The 22,423-nt window shown below is 72.1% G+C and carries 19 protein-coding genes; 8 read left to right on the forward strand and 11 right to left on the reverse strand.

The features are described from left to right. Positions 1–26 precede the first annotated feature (26 nt). The 4 genes from J4573_RS09780 to pdxH form a co-directional block, all read right to left on the reverse strand. Positions 27–2,306, reverse strand: coding sequence for an ATP-binding SpoIIE family protein phosphatase (locus tag J4573_RS09780; protein WP_208254948.1), 2,280 nt, complete (start codon positions 2,304–2,306; stop codon positions 27–29). A gap of 120 nt (positions 2,307–2,426) precedes the next feature. Continuing rightward, positions 2,427–3,128, reverse strand: coding sequence for an iron-dependent transcriptional repressor DtxR (locus J4573_RS09785; RefSeq protein ID WP_208254949.1), 702 nt, complete (start codon positions 3,126–3,128; stop codon positions 2,427–2,429). Between the two features lie 197 nt (positions 3,129–3,325). Then, positions 3,326–4,630, reverse strand: a complete 1,305-nt coding sequence (locus J4573_RS09790; RefSeq protein ID WP_307796577.1) for an MFS transporter — start codon at positions 4,628–4,630, stop codon at positions 3,326–3,328. Positions 4,631–4,733: 103 nt separating this feature from the next. Then, entirely contained in the window at positions 4,734–5,429 is a 696-nt protein-coding gene (gene pdxH, locus J4573_RS09795) for a pyridoxamine 5'-phosphate oxidase (protein WP_372442820.1), read from the reverse strand. Between the two features lie 106 nt (positions 5,430–5,535). Between pdxH and J4573_RS09800 the strand changes: the two genes are divergently transcribed. Next, positions 5,536–6,648: a citrate synthase 2 gene (locus J4573_RS09800; protein ID WP_208254950.1), complete on the forward strand. Its 1,113-nt coding sequence runs from the start codon at positions 5,536–5,538 to the stop codon at positions 6,646–6,648. A gap of 80 nt (positions 6,649–6,728) precedes the next feature. Here the strand turns inward: J4573_RS09800 and J4573_RS09805 are convergent, their stop codons facing one another. After that, positions 6,729–9,605, reverse strand: coding sequence for an ABC transporter substrate-binding protein (locus J4573_RS09805; RefSeq protein ID WP_208254951.1), 2,877 nt, complete (start codon positions 9,603–9,605; stop codon positions 6,729–6,731). A 105-nt stretch (positions 9,606–9,710) separates the two neighbouring features. On the opposite strand from J4573_RS09805, the gene J4573_RS09810 reads away from it, so the two are divergent. Together J4573_RS09810 and serC are read left to right on the forward strand one after the other, a co-directional pair. Then, entirely contained in the window at positions 9,711–10,049 is a 339-nt protein-coding gene (locus J4573_RS09810; protein WP_208254952.1) for a hypothetical protein, read from the forward strand. A 75-nt stretch (positions 10,050–10,124) separates the two neighbouring features. After that, positions 10,125–11,240: a phosphoserine transaminase gene (gene serC / locus J4573_RS09815; protein WP_208254953.1), complete on the forward strand. Its 1,116-nt coding sequence runs from the start codon at positions 10,125–10,127 to the stop codon at positions 11,238–11,240. A gap of 141 nt (positions 11,241–11,381) precedes the next feature. Here the strand turns inward: serC and J4573_RS09820 are convergent, their stop codons facing one another. Continuing rightward, positions 11,382–12,302, reverse strand: coding sequence for a class II glutamine amidotransferase (locus J4573_RS09820; protein WP_208254954.1), 921 nt, complete (start codon positions 12,300–12,302; stop codon positions 11,382–11,384). A gap of 236 nt (positions 12,303–12,538) precedes the next feature. Here J4573_RS09820 and J4573_RS09825 point away from each other — a divergent pair, with 236 nt between their 5' ends. The 3 genes from J4573_RS09825 to J4573_RS09835 all read left to right on the forward strand — a co-directional run bounded on the left by J4573_RS09825 (position 12,539) and on the right by J4573_RS09835 (position 17,140). Beyond that, complete coding sequence (locus J4573_RS09825) at positions 12,539–13,597, forward strand: hypothetical protein (RefSeq protein ID WP_243772682.1); 1,059 nt, start codon at positions 12,539–12,541, stop codon at positions 13,595–13,597. Between the two features lie 50 nt (positions 13,598–13,647). Next, a complete protein-coding gene (locus tag J4573_RS09830; RefSeq protein WP_243772683.1) occupies positions 13,648–15,780 on the forward strand; it encodes a hypothetical protein in 2,133 nt (710 codons plus the stop codon). Positions 15,781–15,904: 124 nt separating this feature from the next. Then, entirely contained in the window at positions 15,905–17,140 is a 1,236-nt protein-coding gene (locus tag J4573_RS09835) for a hypothetical protein (RefSeq protein ID WP_208254956.1), read from the forward strand. Here the strand turns inward: J4573_RS09835 and J4573_RS09840 are convergent. The 5 genes from J4573_RS09840 to J4573_RS09860 all read right to left on the reverse strand — a co-directional run bounded on the left by J4573_RS09840 (position 17,118) and on the right by J4573_RS09860 (position 21,299). Then, entirely contained in the window at positions 17,118–17,843 is a 726-nt protein-coding gene (locus J4573_RS09840; protein WP_208254957.1) for a DUF4386 family protein, read from the reverse strand. The two genes, J4573_RS09835 and J4573_RS09840, sit on opposite strands and share 23 nt — an antisense overlap. Before the next feature lie 48 nt (positions 17,844–17,891). Beyond that, positions 17,892–18,656: an SDR family NAD(P)-dependent oxidoreductase gene (locus J4573_RS09845; RefSeq protein WP_208254958.1), complete on the reverse strand. Its 765-nt coding sequence runs from the start codon at positions 18,654–18,656 to the stop codon at positions 17,892–17,894. 117 nt (positions 18,657–18,773) lie between these two features. Further along, the gene (thpR, locus tag J4573_RS09850) at positions 18,774–19,337 is read right to left on the reverse strand and encodes an RNA 2',3'-cyclic phosphodiesterase (RefSeq protein WP_208254959.1); all 564 of its coding nucleotides are present in this window, start codon (positions 19,335–19,337) and stop codon (positions 18,774–18,776) included. 64 nt (positions 19,338–19,401) lie between these two features. After that, the gene (locus J4573_RS09855) at positions 19,402–20,694 is read right to left on the reverse strand and encodes an MFS transporter (RefSeq protein ID WP_208254960.1); all 1,293 of its coding nucleotides are present in this window, start codon (positions 20,692–20,694) and stop codon (positions 19,402–19,404) included. A gap of 134 nt (positions 20,695–20,828) precedes the next feature. Beyond that, positions 20,829–21,299, reverse strand: a complete 471-nt coding sequence (locus tag J4573_RS09860) for a MarR family winged helix-turn-helix transcriptional regulator (protein WP_208254962.1) — start codon at positions 21,297–21,299, stop codon at positions 20,829–20,831. 212 nt (positions 21,300–21,511) lie between these two features. Here J4573_RS09860 and J4573_RS09865 point away from each other — a divergent pair, with 212 nt between their 5' ends. Both J4573_RS09865 and J4573_RS09870 read left to right on the forward strand, forming a co-directional pair. Then, on the forward strand, positions 21,512–22,063 hold the full coding sequence (locus tag J4573_RS09865) for a TetR/AcrR family transcriptional regulator (protein WP_208254964.1): 552 nt from the start codon (positions 21,512–21,514) through the stop codon (positions 22,061–22,063). A gap of 61 nt (positions 22,064–22,124) precedes the next feature. Beyond that, positions 22,125–22,423, forward strand: a 299-nt coding sequence (locus J4573_RS09870) for a DUF2530 domain-containing protein (protein ID WP_208254966.1), incomplete at its 3' end; no start/stop codon positions are given.

Here is a 22,423-nt window from a genome sequence, read left to right on the forward strand (position 1 = left end):
CACCTCCGATAGACGGCGAGGGGTTGTCAGCGAAGGGGGAGCTCGAACCAGACTGCTTTGCCGTCCGTCGTGGGGCGGGCGCCCCAGCGGGTGGCGAGCTGGTCGACGAGGTAGAGGCCGCGGCCGCCCTCGTCGGTCTCGCCGGCGCTGCGGATGCGGGGCAGGCGCAGGTCGGAGTCGAAGACCTCGACCCAGATGGCGTCCTCGCCGCGGCGCAGCCGCAGGCGGAAGTCCTTGGTGGCGGGCTCGCGGCGGCCGAGGTCGGCGCCGAGGTTCCAGTCGTCCTCGTCGAAGGCGTCGTCGAACTCGGCGTTGAACTGGACCTGCGGCATGCCGCCCGAGGGGACCAGCTCGCGCTTGGGGGTGGGCGTGGTGGTCGCGTGCAGGACGACGTTGGTGACGACCTCCGACACCAGCAGGCAGGCCAGCTCGGCCTGCTCGTCGTGCATGCCCCAGGAGACGAACGCGTCGGCGGCCATCCGGCGGGCCTCCGACACCATGATCGGCTCGGCCGGGAAGGTGCGCTCCTCGACGGCCAGCTCTTCCCCGGCGGTACGGATGACCACGATGGCCACGTCGTCGTCGATGTCGCCCTGGACGGCCTCGTAGGCCGCGTTGGCGATCGTCTCGACGTCGCGGCGGGCCACCTCGGCGACCGCCGCCCGGACCATCTCGCGGGCCTCTTCGCGGCTGTAGTAGTCGCCGTCGTCCTTGGGCCGCCGGTCGATCAGGCCGTCGGTGTAGAGCACCAGCGTCGCGCCGGGCTTCAGCTCGGTCGTCTCCTCGTTGTAGAGGATCTCGCCGCCCATGCCGGGCGCGCGGACGCCGAGCATGGCGCCCTCGCTCTCGAACGGCAGCTCGCTGACCTCGCCGTCGAAGATCAGCAGCGGCGGGTCGTGACCGGCGTTGGCGAACTCCAGGACGCGCGACCAGGCGTCGTAGACGAAGTAGGTGCACGACACCAGCGGCGGGCGGACCTCGTCGTTGTAGGGGGCCCAGCCCGAGCGCTGCCGCTCCGGCCGGGTCATCGTGCGCACCCACTCGTCGAGCTTGCGCAGGATGTCGGCGGGCGGCTTGTCATCTTGGGCGAACGCGCGCAGGGCGGCGCGCAGCTGGCCCATCACGGCGGCGGCGCGGGCGCCGCGGCCCTCGACGTCGCCGATGACCAGCCCGACGCGGCCCGCCGACAGCGGGATGACGTCGTACCAGTCGCCGCCGACCTGGGTCTGGATGCCGTGGCCGTGGCCCTCCAGCGGTCGGGCGGGCTCGTACCGCCAGGCGATCTGCAGGCCGTCCAGCCGGGGCGGGCGCTCGCCGGGAAGCAGGTTTTTCTGGAACGCGAGGGCGGTCTCGCGTTCCTCCTCGAAGAGCAGGGCGTTGTCGACCGCGATCGCCACCCGGCTCGCGATCGCGCCGAGCAGGTCGCGGTCGAAGCCGTCATAGTGCGGGTCGGGACGCTTGCTGAGGTTGGACAGCGCCACGCTCATCACGCCGAGCAGCTCGCCGCGCACGACCAGCGGCGCGGAGATCACCGAGGTGATGCCCATCTCGTCGCCGAGGCGCTTGCTGGACTCGTTCGGCGCGTTGAAGCGGTGCTGGACCATGTCCTCGACCAGCACGGCGTCGCGGCGGCTCATCGCCTTGGCGCTGAAGTGCCCGGGCGGGTAGGTGACCGTCTCGCCGACGTCGGCCCAGGTGCCGGGCGGCGGCTCCCAGTTGGCCGCGTGCCGCGACACCTTGCGGACCAGCCGGCCGTACGAGGCGTTCTGGCGGTCGCCGCCGAACAGGTCGATGAAGCAGTGGTCGGCGAACTGCGGCACCAGGATGTCGGCGACGCGGCGGAGCGTGTTCTCCAGCTCCAGCGATCCGGCGAGCCGTTCGCCGATGCGCTCCAGCAGGCCATAGCGGTCGTTCTCGCGCTGGTTGCTGCGCAGCGCCTCGCGGGCGAAGATCACGATGCCGTCGACGGCGCCGGACGGGTGGCGCAGCGGCACGGCGTGCGCGCGCGTGTAGACGGTCGTCCCGTCGGCGCGCAGGTTGGAGAACGTGCCCTCCCACACACCGCCCTTGAGGACGTGTTTGGCCAGCTCGGTGGCCTGGTCGTGGTCCTCTTCGGCGATGCCCAGCGACAGCACCGAATGGCCGATGATCTCGTCGCCGCCGAAGCCGAACAGCTGCCGCGCGAACGCGTTGCCGTAGATGACGTTGCTGAAGCGGTCGCAGACGATGACCGCCATCTCCATCTGGGCGAGGACGGTCTCAGGCGGCAGGTGCGCCTCGAAAGGCGACTCCCCCCAGCGCTTCATATCCCCGCCTGTCTGCCGAACACGTCCCTCGTATTGAACGACGAACTTGCCATGGGGATACGCGAGAACGCCAGGTTGGTAAGGAGATCTTCGGTATAGACCCCGTAGACCACCGCGAGATTATCGGCGGCTGACGAAGACGTGCTCGGCGATGTCGCGCGGCAGCTCGGTGTCCGGACCGTCCACCTCGTCGTCACACGTCACCCGCACACCGTCGTCCGTCGCCCGGAGCGTTACCTCGCGTCCCGGTTGTATCCCGATTTGCTTGAGTTTAAGCATCAGGTCGCTGTCGCTCTGCACCTGCTCGCTGATCCGGCGCACGACGGCCGCGGCGCCGCCCGGCGTCGCCACGTCCGACATGACCGCGACCGGGGCGCTCTCGCCGTCGTCGGCGTGCCCGCCGAGCTCGTCCAGGCCGGGGATGGGGTTGCCGTGCGGGCAGGCGGTCGGGTTGTCCAGCAGCGCGACCAGGCGCCGCTCGACCTCCTCGGACATGACGTGCTCCCAGCGGCACGCCTCGATGTGGACGTCCTCCCAGGGCAGTCCGATGACGTTGACCAGAAGGCACTCGGCGAGGCGGTGCTTGCGCATGACCGAGACGGCCAGGCTGCGCCCGGCGTCGGTCAGCTCCAGGTGCCGGTCCCCCTCGACCCGCAGCAGCCCGTCGCGCTCCATGCGAGCCACCGTCTGGCTCACCGTCGGGCCGCTCTGGGAGAGGCGCTCGGCGATGCGCGCGCGCAGCGGGACGATGCCCTCCTCTTCGAGCTCGAACACCGTACGGAGATACATCTCCGTGGTATCGATCAGGCCGTGTGAGGTCACAGCTCCCTCCAGTCTTGTGGCCTCGAGTCTACTTGGTCACACCGCTCAGGGGCGGTGCCTGCACATATCCCTCTCGTGGCAGGTAGGGAAGAACGCGCCAAGGTCGCCAAATCTTCCCACAGCCGGGGCCCCGAACCGAAAATGTGAGCGAAGGGCCCGCGGAGATCACCCGAAGGTGCGCCGAGATCGGCCGGTGATCAGCCGGCGGTGGGGACCGGGCCCTCGGCGGTACGGGTGTCGTACCGCAGGAGCGCCGGTACGGCCAGGGCGACGATCACCACGAGAACGGCGCAGGCCAGGCCGCCGCCGACCCAGGACGCGGTCGCCCCGGCGGCCGAGGCGGTGATCCCGGCGCGCATGTCGCCGAGGCGGGGGCCGCCCGCCACGACCACGGTGAAAACGCCCTGGAGGCGGCCGCGCATCTCGTCCGGGGCGTACGTCTGGAGCATCGTCTGCCGGAAGACGGCCGAGACCAGGTCGGCCGCCCCGCCGACGGCGAGCAGCAGCACGGCCAGCCACAGCTGGTGGGTCAGCCCGGCGGCGACGACGGCCAGCCCCCACACCACGATGGCGGCGACGAGCGCCACGCCCTGGCGGTGGATGCGGCCGATCCAGCCGGACGACAGGCCGCCGAGCACGGCCCCGATCGCGATCGCGGCGAACAGCCAGCCGACCGCGCCCTCGCCGCCGAAGCGGGTCTCGGCCAGCTCGGGGAACAGGGCGCGCGGCATCGCCACGCCCATCGCGATGATGTCGACCACGAACGACATGAGCAGCACGGGCTGGGTCGCCAGGTAGCGGAAGCCCTCGAAGACCGAGCGGAGCCCGGGCGCGCCGGTCACGTCGCCGAGCGGCGGGATGCCGGGGAGCCGCATCGCCGCGTACAGGCCGACGGTGAACAGCACGGCGTCCAGCCCGTAGGCCGCCGCGTAGTTGAACTGGGCCAGGATCACCCCGGCGAACAGCGGCCCGGCGAGCATGCCGACCTGGCTGGCGGTGAAGTTGAGCGTGTTGGCCGCCGGTACGAGGGACTTGTCCAGCAGCCGGGGAATGATCGCGCTGCGGGTGGGCGAGGAGATCGCGAAGCCGACGGACTGCACGGCCACCACGGTCATGATCAGCCCGAGGCTGTCCAGCCCGGCCAGCGCCTGGATCAGCAGCAGGAGCGTGGACGCCCAGGTGACGCAGGACGACACCAGCAGCAGCCGGCGCCGGTCCATGTGGTCGGCGACCGCGCCGCCCCAGAGCCCGAAGACGATCAGCGGCACGAGGTTGACCAGGCCGAGCGCGCCCACCCAGGCCGACGACTTGGTCATGTCGTACACCTGGACGGGCACCGCGACGGCGGTGACCTGGAAGCCGATGAACGACACGCCCTGGCCGAGCCAGAGCCGCCGGAACGGTCCATGGCGCAGCGGACGGGTGTCGATCGCGATCCGCTTCATGCGCCCGGGTTCTTCCGGCTCGGCTTCTTGGTCGCTGGATTCGGTCAGGTTGTGCACGGGGGGCTCGCTACTCGTTCGCGGGGGGATCACCGGCGGTCTTTAGCAAGGTTAAGCATCTGACCGCACAGGTCCAATTCCGGTGATGGAAATGTCCCCTAGATCACGGAGCGAGGCGCTCCCGCGTCCAGCCTCCAACCTCGGCCGTGCGCCGGTAGCGGAGCCGGTCGTGCAGCCGGTCGCGTCGCCCCTGCCAGAACTCGATCGTCTCGGGGACCACCCGGTAGCCGCCCCAGAAGTCCGGCAGCGGGACCTCTCCCTCGGCGGCACCCTCGTCCGGGTCGGGCCAGCGTTCGGCCAGCTCGACGAACCGGGACTCCAGCACCTCCCGGCCACTGATCACCGAGGACTGGTGACTGGCCCAGGCCCCCAGCTGCGAGCCGTGCGGCCGCGTACGGAAGTAGGCCTCCGACTCCTCCCGCGACAGCTCCTCCACCGGACCGGTCACCCGGACCTGCCGGTACATCGCGTGCCAGGGGAAGACCAGGGCCGCGCGCGGGTTCTCGGCCAGGTCGCGGCCCTTGGCCGAGGCCCGGTTGGTGAAGAAGCGGAACCCGTCCGCGCCGAAGCCCTTCAGCAGCACCGTCCGGGCGCTCGGCATCCCGTCCGCGGAGGCGGTCGCGAGGATCATCGCGTTCGGCTCGGGCAGGCGCGCCGCCGCGACCTCGGCGAACCACAGCTCGAACAGGGCGAACGGCTCGGCGGGCACGGCCGGTTCGGCCAGCTCACCGTCCTCGTAGGATCTCCGGAGCCGTGCGGGGTCGGGCGTCGCGTTGTCCACAGCGTCTGAGCCTCCCACCTGGGCATTGTGCAAGTCACAGGGGCCTGGGTACTCACCAGTAAGACGGACAGGGTTCAATGGCACGGCACCGCCTTATCACTATGGGGACGAAAGGCAGGACGAAATGTCCGACTTCAAACCCGGTCTCGAGGGGGTCGTCGCCTTCGAGACCGAGATCGCCGAACCGGACAAGGAGGGCGGCGCCCTCCGCTACCGGGGCGTCGACATCGAGGAACTCGTCGGCCGCGTCTCCTTCGGCGACGCCTGGGGCCTGCTGGTCGATGACAGCTTCGACCCCGGCCTCGCCCCGGCCGAGCCGCACGTCCTGCCGGTGAACTCCGGCGACGTCCGGGTCGACGTGCAGAGCGCGCTCCCGATCCTCGCCCCGGCGTACGGGATGCGCCCGCTGCTGGACATCTCCGACGAGGAGGCGCGCGCCAACCTCGCCCAGGTGTCGGTCACCGCGCTGTCGTTCGCGGCGCAGTCCGCGCGCGGCGTGGCGGTACCGATGGTCCCGCAGACCCGCATCAACGAGGGCAGGACCATTACCGAGCGGTTCATGATCCGCTGGCGCGGTGAGCCTGACCCGAAGCACGTTCAGGCCATCGACGCGTACTGGGTCTCGGCCGCCGAGCACGGCCTGAACGCCTCCACCTTCACCGCCCGCGTCATCGCCTCCACCGGCGCGGACGTGGCGGCCAGCATCTCCGGTGCGATCGGCGCCATGTCCGGGCCGCTGCACGGCGGCGCGCCCGCGCGCGTGCTGCCGATGATCGAGAAGGTCGAGCAGATCGGCGACGCCCGCAAGGTCGTCACCGGGATCCTGGACTCGGGCGAGCGGCTGATGGGCTTCGGCCACCGCGTCTACCGCGCCGAGGACCCGCGCGCCCGCGTGCTGCGCCGCACCGCCAAGGAGCTCGGCGCCGCCCGCTACGACGCTGCGAAGGCCCTGGAGGACGCCGCCCTCGCCGAGCTGCGTGAGCGCCGCCCGGACCGCCCGATCGAGACCAACGTGGAGTTCTGGGCCGCGGTCATCCTGGACTTCGCCGAGGTCCCGACCGCGATGATGCCCGCGATGTTCACCTGCGGCCGTACGGCCGGGTGGGCCGCGCACATCCTGGAGCAGAAGCGCACCGGCCGTCTCGTCCGGCCGAGCGCCAAGTACGTCGGACCCGGCACGCGTTCCATCGACGACGTCGCCGGAGCAGCGGAGGCCCTCAAGCGCAACGCCGGCTGACCGGCGCGCCACCCCCCGCTCGATGCGCTCGAGGCCCCCGGCGAACCGCCGGGGGCCTTTTGCCGTCCCGGGCCCTCTGGTCAATCCCCCGGCGGGCAGTCGCCCTTGCCCTGGCCGCTCGCGACGAGCCGCCCGCAGACCTCGGTGACCTCCTGCGACCCGTCCTTCTTCACCGTGGCCAGCAGAACGGGCTTGTCGAGCACCTGATGGCCGGTCGAGGTCGGCCCGAACCGCAGCACCCCGCTCGCCCCGTTCGGCAGCACGTCGCGTTCGGGATCGTTGAGCGCCGCGAAGACCGCGCCCGCCGTGGGCCGCGTCTGCTGCTCGTAGTAGACCGAGTTGGCCACGTTCGCCACCAGGGTCGCGGCGTCGTAGCTCACCGCCGCGCGGGTCACCGAGGGGCGCCGGTCCGCCGGCGCGTTCTTGCCGAACAGGTCCGCCACGGTCGGCGTGTAGTCGGTGTAGAACGTCTGCGGGGCCTGCCCCGGCCCGATCCAGCGCGGAATCCACGCCTCCCGCGCGGCCAGCGGCGTGTAGTACAGCGTGAAGGTGCCCTTGCTGCCGATCTCCTGGGCGTTGTCGCTCACGTACTTGGCGATCTCGTCGTCGGCCAGCACCAGCCGGCTCTTGCCGCCGCACGCGAGTTCCAGCACGTTCACGAAGCCGCGGAACTCGTCGGACCGGCCCGCGTAGTAGAAGAGGTCGGAGGGCTTCAGGCACGCCTGCCGCACGGCCTTGTCCAGGTCGCCGGGGTCCTTGTACGCCCACGTGCGCGGCCTCTTGCCGCCGGCCTTGACGAACGCCTGCTGGAACTGGGTCGCCAGGTCCCGGCTGTAGAGGTCGTCCTCGTCGGCGTCGTAGATCACGTCCACGCTCTTCGCGCGGACGCCGTTGATCTGGCCGTCGCGGGCCCAGAACGCGGCGTGCCGGGCCAGCCGCGCATTCGGCGGCGCCAGCCGGAAGTAGTACGGCGAGTACCGCCCGGCGCTGTCCAGCCACGCCGTCCTGCCGTAGCTGTTGGCCGTCCCGATCAGCGGCAGCGCCGACTTGGCCAGCACCCTGATCGCCTGCTGGGTCTTCTTGCGGCTCTGCTCGAAGCCGACCACCGCGACGATCGAACGGTCGCGCAGCGCCCGCGACCTGATCTGCTCGGCGACCTCCGGCGCGTACCTGAACTTGGCGCCCGCGTTGGCGATCAGCACCCGCAGCCGCATGTTGGGGTAGGCGTCGTTGAACCTGCGCTGGGCGATGACCAGGCCCGCGAGCTCGCCCTGCGCGCCCGCGAGCAGGTCGAGCTGGCGGTTCTTGATCGCCGGGTCGGCGGTCAGCGGGCCGAGGTAGACGATCGTGGCGTACGGCTTGCCGGACTCCTTGACCTCGTCGTTCTGCTTCTTGAGCCGCTTCAGGATGGGCGAGAGGCGGTTGTCGTTGTTCGCGCCCTCGGAGTCCTCCGCGAACTTGAACGACCCGTCGGTGATCCCGATGCACTCGCCGTGGCTCGTTCGCCGGATCTGGAGCGGGGAGCAGTACTTCACCGCCTGGACGGCCACCACGGTGACCGAGGCGGCGAGGACCGCGACCATCGCGATCCAGGGCAGCGCCGGATGCGTGACCCGCGGGCGCCGCCGCGACTTGCGCGGCAGCGGCATGTCGCCCTCGGCGTCGCGCGTGATGTCCACTCGGAGCACCCGCTGGGAGCCGAGGGCGCGGACGCGGCTCTGCTCGCGCCAGTAGCTGTCCCACAGGCGGCGCGCGGCGACGACGTCGTCGGCCTCGCCCGACCACAGCTCGATGCGGTCGTCGCGCGAGAGCCGGTCGATCAGCCGCCGGCCGGACGGGGCGGACGGGTCGTCGTGGGCGGGGCTCGTGGCGTCCACGCCCACCGTGATCACCAGCGGGTCCCAGTCGCGCTGCCTCGCATCGCCCTGCCTGTCGGCCCGGACCCGTTCGACCAGCTCGACGAACTCCACCCCGGCGTGCCGCGCGTCGAGATGCTCGAAGATCAGCACCGGGTAGCGGACCCGCGCCCAGGCGGCCCGCCAGATCGTCCGCCGGTAGTTGCGGCGCAGGTCCTCCAGGAACGCCGCGACCAGCAGCAGGTCGAGCTGCTCGCGCTGATCCTCGGGCTCGCTCGGGCGGGGGTCGAACGCCGCGAGCGCGAAGCCGAGGAAGCCCGTCGAATCGCTGTCGATGTAGGGCTGCCGGGTGAACCAGCGGTACCGCAGGACACCGGCCCAGCCGCGGGTGCGCGCCACGATCTGCACCGCGACGAACGCCAGGCCCAGCGCCGCGGCGAAACCGGCGGCGGCCAGGTCGAGCGCGGCGGCGGTGCCCGCGCTGATCAGCGCGACGGCGGCGACGCCGATCGGCGCGATCTGCTCCAGGAACGCCAGGAACGTCGCGGGCCTGCTGCGGTGCCCCTCGTCCAGGTCGCGCAGCACGTCGCGGCCACGGCTGCGGATGACCCGGTTGAGCTCGCGGCGGCGTGAGTTCTCGTTGTCGCCGATCGGCGGGTGGGTGAGCCGCTGGACCAGCTTGCGGTTCTCGCGTTCGGCGTGCGTGAGGTTCCTGGGGATCGGCCGGTCGCCGGCCACCCGGATCTCGCGCAGGTCGCTCAGCCACAGCGCCATGTCCAGCAGCGGGAAGCGCAGCGGCGGTTCCCCGCGCGGGCGGCTGCTGGGCTGGGAGAGCTCCCGCTTGGCCTCCCGCAGAACGCCCGCGACGTCGGTGGCGGCGGTCTCGGCGGCGATGTGCGAGACCGGGGCCCGCTCGTCCTCACACCGCTTGAGCAGCAGGTCCGCGACGTGCCTGGTGTGGTTGCCGGCCCCCACCAGGAGGAGCAGGGGGCGCACCCGTTCGCGCCATCTCCGGGTCGGCCGCTCCCGCAGCCGTTCGAACAGATCGAGCACTCCGCGCAGTCGGTCTTCGGTCAGGACCCTGCCGCCGTCGCCCGGCATGCACAACGCCTCACTTTCGCTCGTGGCCCCCGGTTCGATCTCCTGGCTCCGGTCTATTGGACGCACCGTGCGGCCAAAAGGATCGTTTCTGACACCATTGAGTACGTGACCGATGACGGAGACGAACCGCTCGAGGGGGACATCGGCCCCGCCTCCGTGGCCGGCGGGACGCCGGAGGGCGAGCGGGAGAGCCGGGCCGAGGAGCTCGAACGCTACGAGCGGGAACGCGAGGAGCGGCGCCGCCGCAACAACGCGGTCGCCGGGCGCGTCTCGGTGATCTTGATCGCGCTGCTGCTGGCGTTCCTGGCGTACGACGGGATCAGCAACGCCGTGAAGGCCCACGACCGGGGCGACGCGTGGCTCTACCCGCCCGGGACCGTGGCCCTGGTGTGCCTCCTCGGCCTCGCCGGGCTCGGGGCGTGGGCGCTACGACGCCGCAGGTGATCGCCCCAGGGCGGCCCCGTCTCGGCATGTGAACCCAAAGGTGATCTTCAAGTCGGGCCGGGTAGCCTGCTGTGAGTGACCGACATCGTCATCCCAGCAGACATCAAGCCCGCCGACGGCCGCTTCGGGTGCGGTCCGTCGAAGGTCCGTCCCGAGCAGCTCGCGGCTCTCGCCGAGAGCGGCTCGGCCTACATGGGGACCTCCCACCGGCAGAAGCCGGTCAAGTCCCTCGTCGGCCGCGTGCGCAGCGGCCTGTCGCAGCTGTTCTCGCTGCCCGACGGCTACCAGGTCCTGCTCAGCAACGGCGGCACCACCGCGTTCTGGGACACCGCGGCCTTCGGCCTGGTCCGCAGCAAGTCCCAGCACGTGACGTTCGGTGAGTTCTCCAGCAAGTTCGCCAAGGTCACCAAGGGCGCGCCCTGGCTGGACGAGCCGTCGGTCATCTCCTCCGACCCCGGCACGCACCCGCTGCCGGCCGCCGAGGACGGCGTCGACGTCTACGCCCTCACCCACAACGAGACCTCCACCGGCGTCGCCATGCCGATCCAGCGGGTCGGCGACGACGGCTCGCTGGTGCTGGTGGACGCCACCTCCGGCGCGGGCGGCCTGCCCGTGGACGTGAGCCAGACCGACGTCTACTACTTCGCGCCGCAGAAGTGCTTCGCCGCCGACGGCGGGCTCTGGATCGCCCTCGCCTCCCCGGCCGCGCTGGCCCGGATCGAGGAGATCGCCGCCACCGACCGGTACGTGCCGGAGTTCTTCAGCCTGCCGACCGTGGTCGACAACTCGGCCAAGGACCAGACCTACAACACCCCCGCCGTCGCCACCCTGCTGCTGCTCGCCGAGCAGATCGAGTGGATGAACGAGCAGGGCGGCCTGGCCTGGACCACCGCGCGCACCGCCGACTCGTCCCAGCGCCTGTACACCTGGGCCGAGAAGACGTCCTACACCTCGCCGTTCGTGGCCGACCCGGCCCAGCGCTCCCAGGTCGTCGGCACGATCGACTTCGCCGACTCGGTGGACGCCGCCGCGGTCGCCAAGGCGCTGCGGGCCAACGGCATCGTGGACACCGAGCCGTACCGCAAGCTGGGCCGCAACCAGCTGCGCATCGGCATGTTCCCGGCCATCGACCCGGCCGACGTCGAGGCGCTCACGGCCTGCATCGACTACGTCGTCGAGAAGCTCCGTTAAAGCAATCCCGGCCTACGGCCTCGCCTAGCGGCTCGGCCTAACCGGGCTTGGGGCGAGCGCTGCATCGCTTCGCGATCTGGCCTCGTTCCTCGGCCAGACCTTCGGTCGCGCTCGGGCGGTGGCCGAGGTCAGCGAGCATCGCTAGCAGGCAACGGCCTCCTGCTCGGCCACGACGCGGTGGCGGAGCAGGAGCCGATCACGCTCCATGTCCTGGGTGGTGAAGCCCGTCCACACCCGGGGATCGGTGTCCCAGCCGCGCGCCGTGGGCTGGAACGCGGCGCGGCCGAGTACGCGCGGCACGGGCCGCTTGCGGGTCGGGGCCAGCCCGACCTGCAGATAGGTGCCCTCGCGGAGCATCACGACCGAGGTGAAGCGGACGCCGGTCTCGCGTGCGACCTCTCGGTACCAGCGCGGGTTGGACGCCCAGTAGAGGTTCTGCTCGGCGTCCATGGCGATGGCCAGCGGGCTGAGCGCGGCCCTGGCCAGGTGGACCCGGTCGGGCCGGGCCCGGTCGACCCAGGCGAGCGCCGCCCGGCCGACCAGCGTGCCGAGCACCTGGGTCACGTCGGCGGGCCGCCGGCACCCGGCGAGCAGCTGGAAGACCCGTTCGCTGTCGGTGGTCCCGGTCGCGGGCGGCAGCGCGAACCGCTCCCGCAGCGCGCCCGCCTCCACGTCGCCGTTGTGGGTGGCCACGATGCCGGGCCCGTCGCCGCCGGGCACGACCAGCGGGCTGGCGTTCACCAGGTCGAACGGCGAGCCCTGCGTCGCCCACCGGGTGTGGCCGAGGACGACCGGCGAGGCGTCCACATGCGGCCGCAGGTCGTCGCGCCAGATCTCCGAGAACCGCCCGCGCCCCTTGACCACCCGGCACGCCGCGTGGCGCATGTCCGAGCGCCTGGCGTCGGCGCGGCCCGCCGGCAGCCTGGTGTCCCGCACGACCGGCCGCCCCGACAGCAGCGCCACGCCGGCCGAGTCGGTCCCCCGCTCCTCCGCCAGCGTCCCGAGCGCCACGAACGCCTCCGACGCCAGACCAGGGTGATCCGCGAGGGGTGAACGCAGCATCCCGAACAATCCGCACATGATGGATGAGATGCAGATCATGAGCGCCCGGTTCGAACCGGGGGTCCGGCCGAATAAGCTCGGAGCGTGAATCGCGCGCCCCAATGGCTGCTCCCCACCGTACTGACCGCGCTCGTCCTGGCCGTGGTCATCGGCGCGCTGCTCAATTGACCGTGGCAGGGCGACTCGCGACACCACGTACCCGCGGCGCGGGGCGCGTGATCGGGGATGATCGGATCATGCCTTCGCCCGCCGCCCGTACGGGAGCGACGCTCGCCGCGCTCACCCTGGTGATCTCTCCGGCCCTCGCCGTCCCCGCGACCGCGAGCGCGCGCCCTGCCGCCGCGGCGGAATCCGCCGCCGCTGAAGCGGCAGCGGCGGCGCGGGACGCCAAGATCCTCTTCCGGATCGGCGACTCGCGGATCACCGAGTCCAGCGGCCTGGCGCTGAGCGTGAAGCATCCGGGCATCACCTACACCCACAACGACTCCGGCGGCGTCGCGCAGGTCTTCGCACTCGGCCCGGACGGCTCCACCAAGGCCGTCTACACCTTCGGTGGCGCCGGAGCCCGCGACTGGGAGGCCATGGCGATGGGCCGCGACGACAAGGGCCGCCCGGCCATCTACGCGGCCGACATCGGCGACAACCTCGGCGGCGCCTGGCCGTACGTCACCGTCTACCGGATCCCCGAGCCGTCCCAGCTGCGCAGCCAGACGATCCACGCCACGGCGTTCAGGTTCAAGTACGAGGACGGCCCACGCAACGCCGAGACCTTGATGATCAACCCCAAGACGGGCCGGCTCTACATCGCCAGCAAGCTGTTCTCCGGGGCGCTGTACGAGGCGCCCGCCAAGCTGCGCACCGGCGGCTACAACAAGCTTCACAAGATCGGCGACGCCCCGGCGATCGCGACCGACGGCGCGTTCGCACCCGACGGGCGAAGCTTTGTCATCCGTACCTACTTCGGCGCACGAATCTATTCGGTGAAGGACGACGGCAGGCCCGGCAAGTCGCATGGGGTGTCGCTGCCCGCCCAGGAGCAGGGCGAGTCGGTGACCTACACGGCGGACGGGCGGTCGCTGCTGGTGGGGTCGGAGGGTGAGAACCAGCCGGTCTACCAGGTGCCGCTGCCCGCGGAGGTACTTCCCTCCCCGACCGCGACGACGCGGGCGGCGGGCAACGGCAAGGACGACGCGGACAAGGGGAAGAAGGACTCGAAGATGGCGAGCGGGGGCCTGATCCTCGCGGTGGCGATCGCGGCGGTCGTCGGATACGGCGTGGTACGCAGGCGCTCCTGAGCGCCGTGCACAGTGAAAGGAGGGACGGGCCCGCCCGGACCCGTGTGAGGATGCGGACTGTGGAGCATGAGCTGGTCGGCCTGCACGAACCCGGCGGCCGGTGGCGCCCGGTCGCCGCGGGACCCTTCTCCCTGCTGGCGGTGGCCCTCGCGCTGCTGCCCATCGAGCCCGTCTGGCTCTGGGCGGCGCTGATCGGCGCCGTCGCGGCCACCCCCTGGCTGATCGGGGCGCTGCCCGAGGCGCGGCGCCGCCGCGCCCGCCCGCACTGGCGGCTCACCGAGGACGGGCTGGAACGCCTCGGCCCGGGCGGGCTCAGCATCGTGAGCTACGAGCGGTCCCGGATCGACGGCCTGGCCGTGACCAGCGACGACGGCGTCCTCACGGTCTTCCACAAGTTCGGCCGGAACGCCGTGGGCGAGCTGACGGCGATGGGCATGGAGCCGCTGGCCCTGTTCGTGACCGCGCGCCGCGTCGGCATGCCCGTGCACATCCTGGACGGCGAGGCGGCCGACCTGCTCGACCCGGCTGCCGACGACGCCGACGGCCCGCTGACCTTCGACGAGGCGGGCCTGTCCCGCGACCACGCCGCCGAGCAGCGCCTGCTGGACCAGGAGGCCGAGCTGCTGGCCGCCGCCCACGAGCCGCCCCGTACGACCGGGACGGCCGAGCCCGCCGACGACGACGAGGCCCCGCGACCCGCTCCGGCCGCGTCCGGGGAGCTGCGGCTGTCCTCGCCCGCGCATCTGCCGAGCCCGCGCCGGATCGCGCTGTTCGGGGCGCTGGCGGGCCTGCTCGGCGCCACCATGATCGCCCGCATCGCGGTCGAGGGCGCCGACGGGTTCGGGCCGCGCCTGGCGGCCGGCTGCTGGGCGCTGGCCGCGACCGGCGCCGTGCTGGTCGCGCGGCGCCGGGTGCTGCGGGCCGCCCAGGTGCGCTGGACGATCTCCGCCGAACGGCTGGTGGTGCAGGGCCGCGGCGGGACGAGCCTGGACGCGGCCGAGGTCGCGGCGCTCTCGGTCGGGCCCGGCCTGCGCCTGGACCCGGTGTCGGCGGCGCCGCGCTCGTCCTCGCTGGCGGTGCTGGCGTTCGACCACCGGCTGCGGCTGATCGCCCGGCTGCCCGCGCATGGGCTGGACTCCTTCCAGCTCGCGCACGCCCTCGACGACCACGGCTACCGCGTGATCACGCCGGGCACCCGGCCGCCGCGCACGCCCGACTACGGACTGGACGGGCTGCCCGACATCTTCGCCCAGGTGCCCGGCGGGCGCCTCGTGGTCGCCGACGGCGGCCTCGGCTGGGCCGACGCGGCCGGCGACGTCGTGCTGAAGATGCCGCAGGACCGCATCGGCGGGATCGAGCTGCTGACCATCGCCGGGCACGCCTGGGTCCGGCTGTACGACTCCGACGGCGACGAGTTCTTCGCCGCGCCCCTGTCGGCGCTGCGGATCTCCCGTACCGACCTGCGCGAGACGGCGCGGCGGGCCGGGCTGCCGGTCACCGACGCCGAGTACGACGCCTACCTCAGCGCCGCGTTCCACTCGGCCGTCTCCACGCTCTCGGCCCCGCCGCCCGAACAAACCGAGCAACCGGAGCAGCCCGCGCTCACGGCTTCGACGACGGCGGCCACGACGGCCCCGGCCGAGACCGAGCCGGAGGAGCTCCTGCCCGAGATCGACCTCACGCCGCCGCCCGGCCCGGTCACCGCACCCGGCGTCCTGCTGGATGCGACCCGGCGTTCGCGCATCGGCACGTACGGCATGAGCGTCGTCCTCTGCCAGGTGGTCGCGCTGCTCGGCGCGGTCTGGCTCGGGCCCGAGCTCGGCGGGTTCGCGGCGACGGCGAGCTGGTCGGCACCCGTCGGCCTGCTGGTCGGGCTCGGCGGCTACTGGCTGTACGACCGCAACCGGTCGCAGCTGCGGGTGTCGTCGGCGGGCCTGGCGGTCGTCACCCGCCGCGGCCGGGTCCAGTGGGACCTGGGCCGGGACCGGGTCGGCGGCGTCGGCATCGACGACTCCACCGAACGGATGCCCCGCCTCGTGGTGTGGAGCCCGGGAGGCCGGGTCGTACGGCAGGTGTCGTTCCCGCCCGACCTGGTCGAGCTGCGCCGCGCCTGCGAACGGTTCGGCCTGCCGTGGGGCCCGCCGGACGCCGACCGGCCCGCTCCCCCGCCACCCGAGCTGTAGTGCGCTCAATCACATTTTCGGATCTTCGCGGCATTTCCGACCGCGGGCGGCGTGTCGGTGACACCATCGTCAGGATCAGCGGAATCATGCCTGCCTGACCGTCGTCTATCCGGAGCTGTCCATAGTGAAGGCCTCCCGCCTCGTGCTCATCGGCGTCGCCGCCGGTGGAGCCCTGGCCGTCGGCGCCGTCGTCCTGCACCGGCGCCGCCTCGCCGGCGGTGGCGGCCCGGCCCCGGAACGAGCCGAGCGGGCCGAGCGGGCCGGGCAGGCCGGGCAGGCCGGGCAGGCCGAGCCTTCGCAGCCCGAACGGCCCGTACGGCCCGTACAGACCGCGCAGCAGGCACAGCCCGTTCTGAAGGCGGAGCGAGCGGAGCCGGCCCGGCAGCCGCAACCGCCGCTGGCTCCTGAGGACACACCCGTCGAGCGGCTCGCGGCCGAGCTGGACATGGACCCGATCTCTCCCCCGCGCAAGCGGAAGGCGACACGGTCCACGAAGGTCAAGCGCGCGTCCGCGGTCGTGCTGACCGGCGGCGTCGTGGCGGCCGCGGCCGTGTCCGGCGTGGTGGCGTTCGGCGACTCGGGCGCCGACTCGGCCACCGACCCGGCGCCCGCGCCCCAGACGGTGAACGTCGCGGCGGCCCAGACGGAGATCCGCAACGTCACCGCCAAGGCCGCGCCCGGCACCCGGACCGCCACCGCGATGTGCCCGCCCGGATTCAGCGTGATCAGCGGCGGCGGCTTCGCGACCGGGGTGCGGGGTCACTCCGCGCCGACGGCGGCGATCCCGTTCCACGGCTCCGGCGGCGACGGCTTCACCGTCACCTGGGGCGGCGGTACGGCCGGTGCGGACGAGAACGCCGCCGCCACCTGTGCCAAGGGGCTGTCGGACGTCGGCATCGTCAGCAAGACCGGCCCCAGCGGGCCCCCGTCCAAGCGCCAGGTTTGGGCGCCCTGCCCTGTCGGCACCCGCGTGGTCGGCTTCGGCGGAAAGGTCACCTCGGCCGGCGGATCGGCTCTGAGCGGGCTCGGCCCCGTCAAGCGCGGGAAGGGCGGCTTCGTCCAGGCGCCCGATGCCTCTCAGGTCACCGCGTACGCCGTCTGCGCGAAGGCCCCCGCCAAGTGGCAGGTGCGGACCTGGACCTCGGCGAGCAGGTCCACCGCGAGCAAGGACTACAAGCTGCTCTGCCCGGCCGACACGCGCAGGCTCGGCAGCGGCTTCACCACGTTCCAGCAGAAGACGAGCCTGGTGAACGCCTTCGGCGCCGGCGCCCCCGATGGGGTCACCGGCGCCAGGACCGCTGCGGGTCCGAAGGGCAACGGCCCTTGGCGGCTGCGCGTCACCGCTGTGTGCGCCCGCTGACCGGGCGGCGGAGCGTCAGGACGACCCCGGCCGCGACCACCCAGATGATGCCGGAGAAGCGGCCCACGGGCAGCAGGAACGCGGCGGGCTCGGAGGCGAGCGCGAGGACCGAGGCCAGCGAGGCCGCGGCGCAGACCCCGCCCAGCCAGCAGATCCAGCGCGGCAGCAGACCGGCCTTGAGCGCGGCGGCGGAGGCCGTTCCGACGAACAGCCCGAACGTGGTCACCTGAGCGACGCCGCCGGTCATGAAGGCGAAGTCGTGCAGGGCCCGGACCAGCGCGGGCTGGGCCAGCGCCTCGTCGCGGACCGTGATCCAGCCGCTGAGGCCCGAGAGCATGAGGAACGCGGCGGAGAGCGTTCCGGCGGCCTGGACCACGCCGCCGGGGCCGCTGCCGAGGTTGGTGCGGTCCCTGACCAGCGCGCCGATCCCGGCGGCGAACACCACCAGCGCGAGGGCGGCGGCGGTCTGGGCGATGCCCATGAGGATGACGGCGTCGTGGTTGTCGGCGAAGTACTGCTGGATCTTGCTCGCGTCGTCGAACGGCGACGGGTAGACCGCGCCGCCGACGACGCTGGAGCCGATCAGGCCCACGAAGAACAGCACCACGTACAGGAAGCCCATGAGGGGGCCGTGGTCGCGCATGGGCTTGGACGGCGTCGCGACGGCGTCAGGGCGGGCTGCGGGCGATATGGGCGTGCTCATGACGGTCCTCCAGGGGGTTATGGGTGCAGGGGCAGTGGCGTCAGCGGGTCAGTTGGTGATGCGGCCGCCGGCGACGTCGAGCGTCAGGCCGGTGAGGTAGCCGCTGGCGTCGGAGGCCAGGAACATGGCCGTCTGGGCGATGTCGTGCGTGGTGCCGATGCGGCCGAGCGGGTGGTCGGCGGCGACCTGCTTCTTGATCTCGCCGGGCATCATCTGGTCGACCTTCTCGGTGAGGATCGCCGAGGGCGCGATGCAGTTGACCCGGACGCCCTTCGGGCCGATCTCGTTCGCCAGGTGGCGGGCCATCATGACCAGGCCCGCGTTCGCGGCGCCGTAGGCGAGGTTGGCGCGGCTCGGCTGGCGCCCGGACGCCGACGACATGAGGATGATCGATCCGGCGCCGCGCTCGGCCATGCCGGGCAGGAACGTGCTGACGGTGAGGAACGCCGAGGTCAGGTCGGCGTCGATGACCTCGCGCCAGCGCTCCTCGGTGAGCTCCAGGCTCGGCACCGGGAAGCCCTGGCCGCCGGCGAACGCGCAGAGCACGTCCACCGGGCCGAGCTCGGTCTCGGTCCGCTCGCGGACCCAGGCGAGGGCGCCGGAGTCGGTGGCGTCGGCGGTCACCGCGATCGCGGTGCCCCCGTCCTTGACGATCCCGGCGACGACGCCGTCCAGGGCCTCGGCGTCGCGTCCGACGACGCACACCTTCGCGCCCTGCCCGGCGAACTCGCGGGCCGTCTGGGCCCCGAGGCCGCGCGAGCCGCCCGTGATGACGACGACCTTGCCGGCCAGATCCTTGAATTCACCGCTCATCGTCCTGCCTCCGTCAGCTCATCTCTGAGTGGGTACTCATTCATAATGAGTGAGCACCCACTCATTCGTCAAGCGTCCATCGCGAGAAAGAAGGAGGCGCAGGTCAGAGCGTTAGGATCAGCCGAGCGTCCAGGTCTTGATCGACTCGTACTCGGGCTGCGTGTTCACCTTGGTGGGCAGATGACTGCGCATCAGATGGACCGATTCCGCGATCCAGGTCGAGCCGGCGAACGACTGCAGCGGTTCGAGCAGAGGCCGTACGTCGACCGGGTTACGGCACCGGGCGAGCGTCACGTGCGGCCGGAACGTGCGGTGCTTGTCGGGGGGCGTTCCGGCGCGCCGCCCCGCGGCCGTGGCCGAGGCCGCCAGCCGGGCCAGCCCGCGCCGGTCGCCGAACAGGCCGACCCACAGGACCCGTGCGTGCGCGCCGCTGCTGGGGAACGCGCCCGCGCCCGCCAGCGACAGCGCCAGCCGGTCGTGCCGGGCGACGGCCCGCTCCAGGCGCGGCAGCAGGCGTTCCATCATGGCGTCGTCGACGTCGCCCAGGAAACTGAGGGTCACATGGATCAACTCGCGCCGCACCCAGCGCAGATCCGCCCAGTCGTCGCGATACGGCGCGAGGGCCTCTTCGAGCTCGTCCAGGATCTCGGGCGGCGGTACGAGCGCGACGAACAGCCTCATACGCGTTCCAGAGGCTCGATGTGCACCGCCACATGGACAGCCTGTCAGCCCTCGTACCGGCTTGTCACGCCCTGTTCCGGGCGAACGCGGCCCTCCTTTCGGACAGCTCGGACCTACCTTTGGCGAGTCCACTGGCCAGGGCCTTGGACAGGGCGGGCCGCACGGCCTCGCGCGGAGCCGACAACGCCGCCACCGCGAGGGCCACCACGACCGTCACCAGACCGCCGAGAACGATGGTCATCCGGGGGCCGAAATGCTGGGCCAGCCAGCCGACCATCGGCGCGCCCAGGGGGTTGGTCCCGAGGAAGACGAACATGTAGAGCCCCATGACGCGGCCGCGCATCTCCGGCGCGACGTTCAGCTGCATGGTGGCGTTGGCCGCGGTGGTGAAGGTCATCATCGCGATACCGGTCGGCACGAGCAGGACCAGGAACGCCCAGTAGGTCGGCATCAGGCCGGTGAGCACCTCGGCCACGCCGAAGACCAGGACGGCGGACAGCAGCAGCCGCATGCGGGGCCGGGCCGCGCGCCGGGCGGCGAGCAGGGCGCCGGTGAGCGCGCCGACCGCCAGCATGCTGGTGGCCAGGCCGAACGAGGACGCCCCGGAGTGGAAGACCTCCCGCGCGACGAGCGCGATGGTGATCTGGAAGTTCATGCCGAACATGGCGACGAACCCGACCAGCACGAGCACCAGCATCAGGTCGCGGCGCCCGCGCACGTACCGCAGCCCCTCCCTGAGCTGGCCCTTGGCGCGCGCGACGGGGGCGGCCAGGTTCAGCTCGCTCTCGCGCATCGCGTACAGGCCGAGCAGGACCGCGCCGAACGAGGCGGCGTTGACGAAGAAGACGGGGGCGGTGCCGATGGCGGCGATCAGCACGCCGGCGACCGCCGGGCCGATCAGCCGGGCGCCGTTGAACGTGGCGCTGTTCAGGGCGATGGCGTTCGGGAGGTCGCGCTTGCCGACCATCTCCACCACGAACGACTGACGGGTGGGGTTGTCGACGACGGTGGCGAGACCGAGACCGAAGGCCAGCACGTACACGTGCCAGACCTGGGCGGTGCCGGTGATCGCGAGCACGCCGAGGATCAGCGCGAGCATGCCCATCGAGATCTGGGTGATCATCAGGACGCGGCGCTTGGGGTAGCGGTCGGCGACGACCCCGCCCCAGAGCCCGAACAGCAGCATGGGGAGGAACTGCAGGCCCGTGGTGATGCCGAGCGCCGCGGCGCCATAGCCGTGCGCCAGCTCCAGGACCAGCCAGTCCTGGGCGACGCGCTGCATCCAGGTGCCGGTGTTGGAGACGACCTGACCGGCCGCGAACAGCCGGTAGTTGTGCGTGCGGAGCGACCGGAACATCCCGGCCTTCTCCGCCGGCCCTTCATCCAGCGGCCGTTCGTCCAGCGGCCCTTCGACCGGCGGGGCGGCCGGCTCTGCGGCCGGCTCTGCGGCCGGCGGGGCGGCCGGCTCTGCGACCGGCGGGGCGGCCGGGGTCAGGCCTTGCTGAGCTTGTCCAGAATCGGCGCGGCCTTCTTCAGGATCGCCCGTTCCTCCGGCGTCAGCTCGCCGAGGCGGCGCGACAGCCACGCCTCCTTGCGGCGACGTTCGTCGGCCAGCAGGTCCCGGCCCGCCTGAGTCACGTTCAGCATCACCTGCCTCCCGTCCGTCGGGTGCGGGCTCCGCTCCACCAGGCCCTGGTCCTCCAGGAAGGAGATCACCCGGGTCATCGAGGGCGGCTGCACCTTCTCGTGGTCGGCCAGTTCCCTCGGGGTCATCTCGGGGTGCCGCTCCAGCGCCGCCAGCGCGGCGAACTGGGTGAGCGTCAGGGCGCCCGCGGCCTCGCCGCCGTCGGGGCTTGCGGGCCTCAGCGTGCGCAGGCGGCGCGACAGCCGGGCGATCGAGATGCGCAGGTCTTCGGCCAGGCCCTGGGCCGACGACGGCGCTCGCCTTCCGGTCGGTGACATCGTCATGTTCGTTCGCAGAAGTCATTGCCTTTGCTAACGATCCACGTTCGTGATCTATTCCACGCGCGCGGGTCGCCGTTCGCGGCCGACTCCACCCCTCCGATCGGTCGCTGGGCTTGCTTCCCGACATCGTGCCACGCCAAGCCTTGACATCGATGGCTAATCAGATTAGCTTCATGGCTATCTGTCGTACATTCGAGGAGGTCTCCCCCATGCCGCGAGTGGGGCTGTCGCCCGGCGGGGTCGTCGACGCCGCCATCGAGATCGTCGACACCGAGGGACCCGCCGCCCTCACCCTCTCCGCCGTAGCGGGCGTCGCCGGGGTCGCGACCCCGTCCCTCTACAAGCACGTGCGCAACCTCGCCGAGCTGCGGCAACTGGTCACCCTGCGGGTGCTCGAGGAGCTCACCGAACGGCTCGGCGACGCCGCCCTGGGCCGCTCCGGCGACGACGCCGTACGGGCCGTGATGCGCGCCTACCGCTCCTATGTCGTCGACCATCCCGGCCGCTACGCCGCGATGGACCAGGCGCCCGAGGAGGAGCCTCGCATCCAGGCCGCCGCCAACCGCCTTCTGGACATCATCCTGGCCGTTCTGCGCGCCTACGAGCTGGCGGGGCCGGACCTGATACACGCCGCGCGCTGCGTGCGCTCGTCGGTCCACGGCTTCGCCATGCTGGAGGCCGCGGGGGGCTTCGGCCTGCCCGAGGACCTGGAGGAGAGCTACGAACTGCTGATCCGGATGGTGATCGGCGGGCTGCGCTGATCGCCCCCGGCCCGCGGGGGTGTGATCCAGATCTCCGGGTACCGCCGATTACGCTGATCACATGACCGCCCGACCGCGCCGTGCCGATCCGCCGCCGCTGGAGACCAACGACGTGCGGATCGCCCTCGGCGGCACCGCCGCGTGGGCGGTCGCGCTGGTGGTCCTCTTGATCGTCGGCCCGCCCAAGGCCGACCGCTGGTGGATCTGGGTCTGCGTGGCGGGCATCGTGATCGGCCTGTTCGCCACCTGGTACATCCCCCGGCTCCAGTCCGGCCGGGCCCGCCAGGAGGCCGAACGCGCCGAACGCCGCGCCGCCGAGAGCGAAACACCGGCCGTCGGCGGGACCGAGGCTCCCGACGC

Source organism: Actinomadura barringtoniae (assembly GCF_017573505.1).
GTDB classification, from domain to species: domain Bacteria; phylum Actinomycetota; class Actinomycetes; order Streptosporangiales; family Streptosporangiaceae; genus Spirillospora; species Spirillospora barringtoniae.

Excerpts from the sequence above, each read along its gene's own strand:
- J4573_RS09825 (WP_243772682.1), top strand. The coding sequence starts at position 12,539 with ATGCCTTCGCCCGCCGCCCGTACGGGAGCGACGCTCGCCGCGCTCACC.
- J4573_RS09800 (WP_208254950.1), top strand. The coding sequence starts at position 5,536 with ATGTCCGACTTCAAACCCGGTCTCGAGGGGGTCGTCGCCTTCGAGACC.
- J4573_RS09805 (WP_208254951.1), bottom strand. The coding sequence starts at position 9,605 with ATGCCGGGCGACGGCGGCAGGGTCCTGACCGAAGACCGACTGCGCGGA.
- J4573_RS09855 (WP_208254960.1), bottom strand. The coding sequence starts at position 20,694 with ATGTTCCGGTCGCTCCGCACGCACAACTACCGGCTGTTCGCGGCCGGT.
- thpR (WP_208254959.1), bottom strand. The coding sequence starts at position 19,337 with ATGAGGCTGTTCGTCGCGCTCGTACCGCCGCCCGAGATCCTGGACGAG.
- J4573_RS09845 (WP_208254958.1), bottom strand. The coding sequence starts at position 18,656 with ATGAGCGGTGAATTCAAGGATCTGGCCGGCAAGGTCGTCGTCATCACG.
- J4573_RS09780 (WP_208254948.1), bottom strand. The coding sequence starts at position 2,306 with ATGAAGCGCTGGGGGGAGTCGCCTTTCGAGGCGCACCTGCCGCCTGAG.
- J4573_RS09830 (WP_243772683.1), top strand. The coding sequence starts at position 13,648 with ATGCGGACTGTGGAGCATGAGCTGGTCGGCCTGCACGAACCCGGCGGC.
- J4573_RS09840 (WP_208254957.1), bottom strand. The coding sequence starts at position 17,843 with ATGAGCACGCCCATATCGCCCGCAGCCCGCCCTGACGCCGTCGCGACG.
- J4573_RS09820 (WP_208254954.1), bottom strand. The coding sequence starts at position 12,302 with ATGCTGCGTTCACCCCTCGCGGATCACCCTGGTCTGGCGTCGGAGGCG.
- J4573_RS09860 (WP_208254962.1), bottom strand. The coding sequence starts at position 21,299 with ATGTCACCGACCGGAAGGCGAGCGCCGTCGTCGGCCCAGGGCCTGGCC.
- J4573_RS09865 (WP_208254964.1), top strand. The coding sequence starts at position 21,512 with ATGCCGCGAGTGGGGCTGTCGCCCGGCGGGGTCGTCGACGCCGCCATC.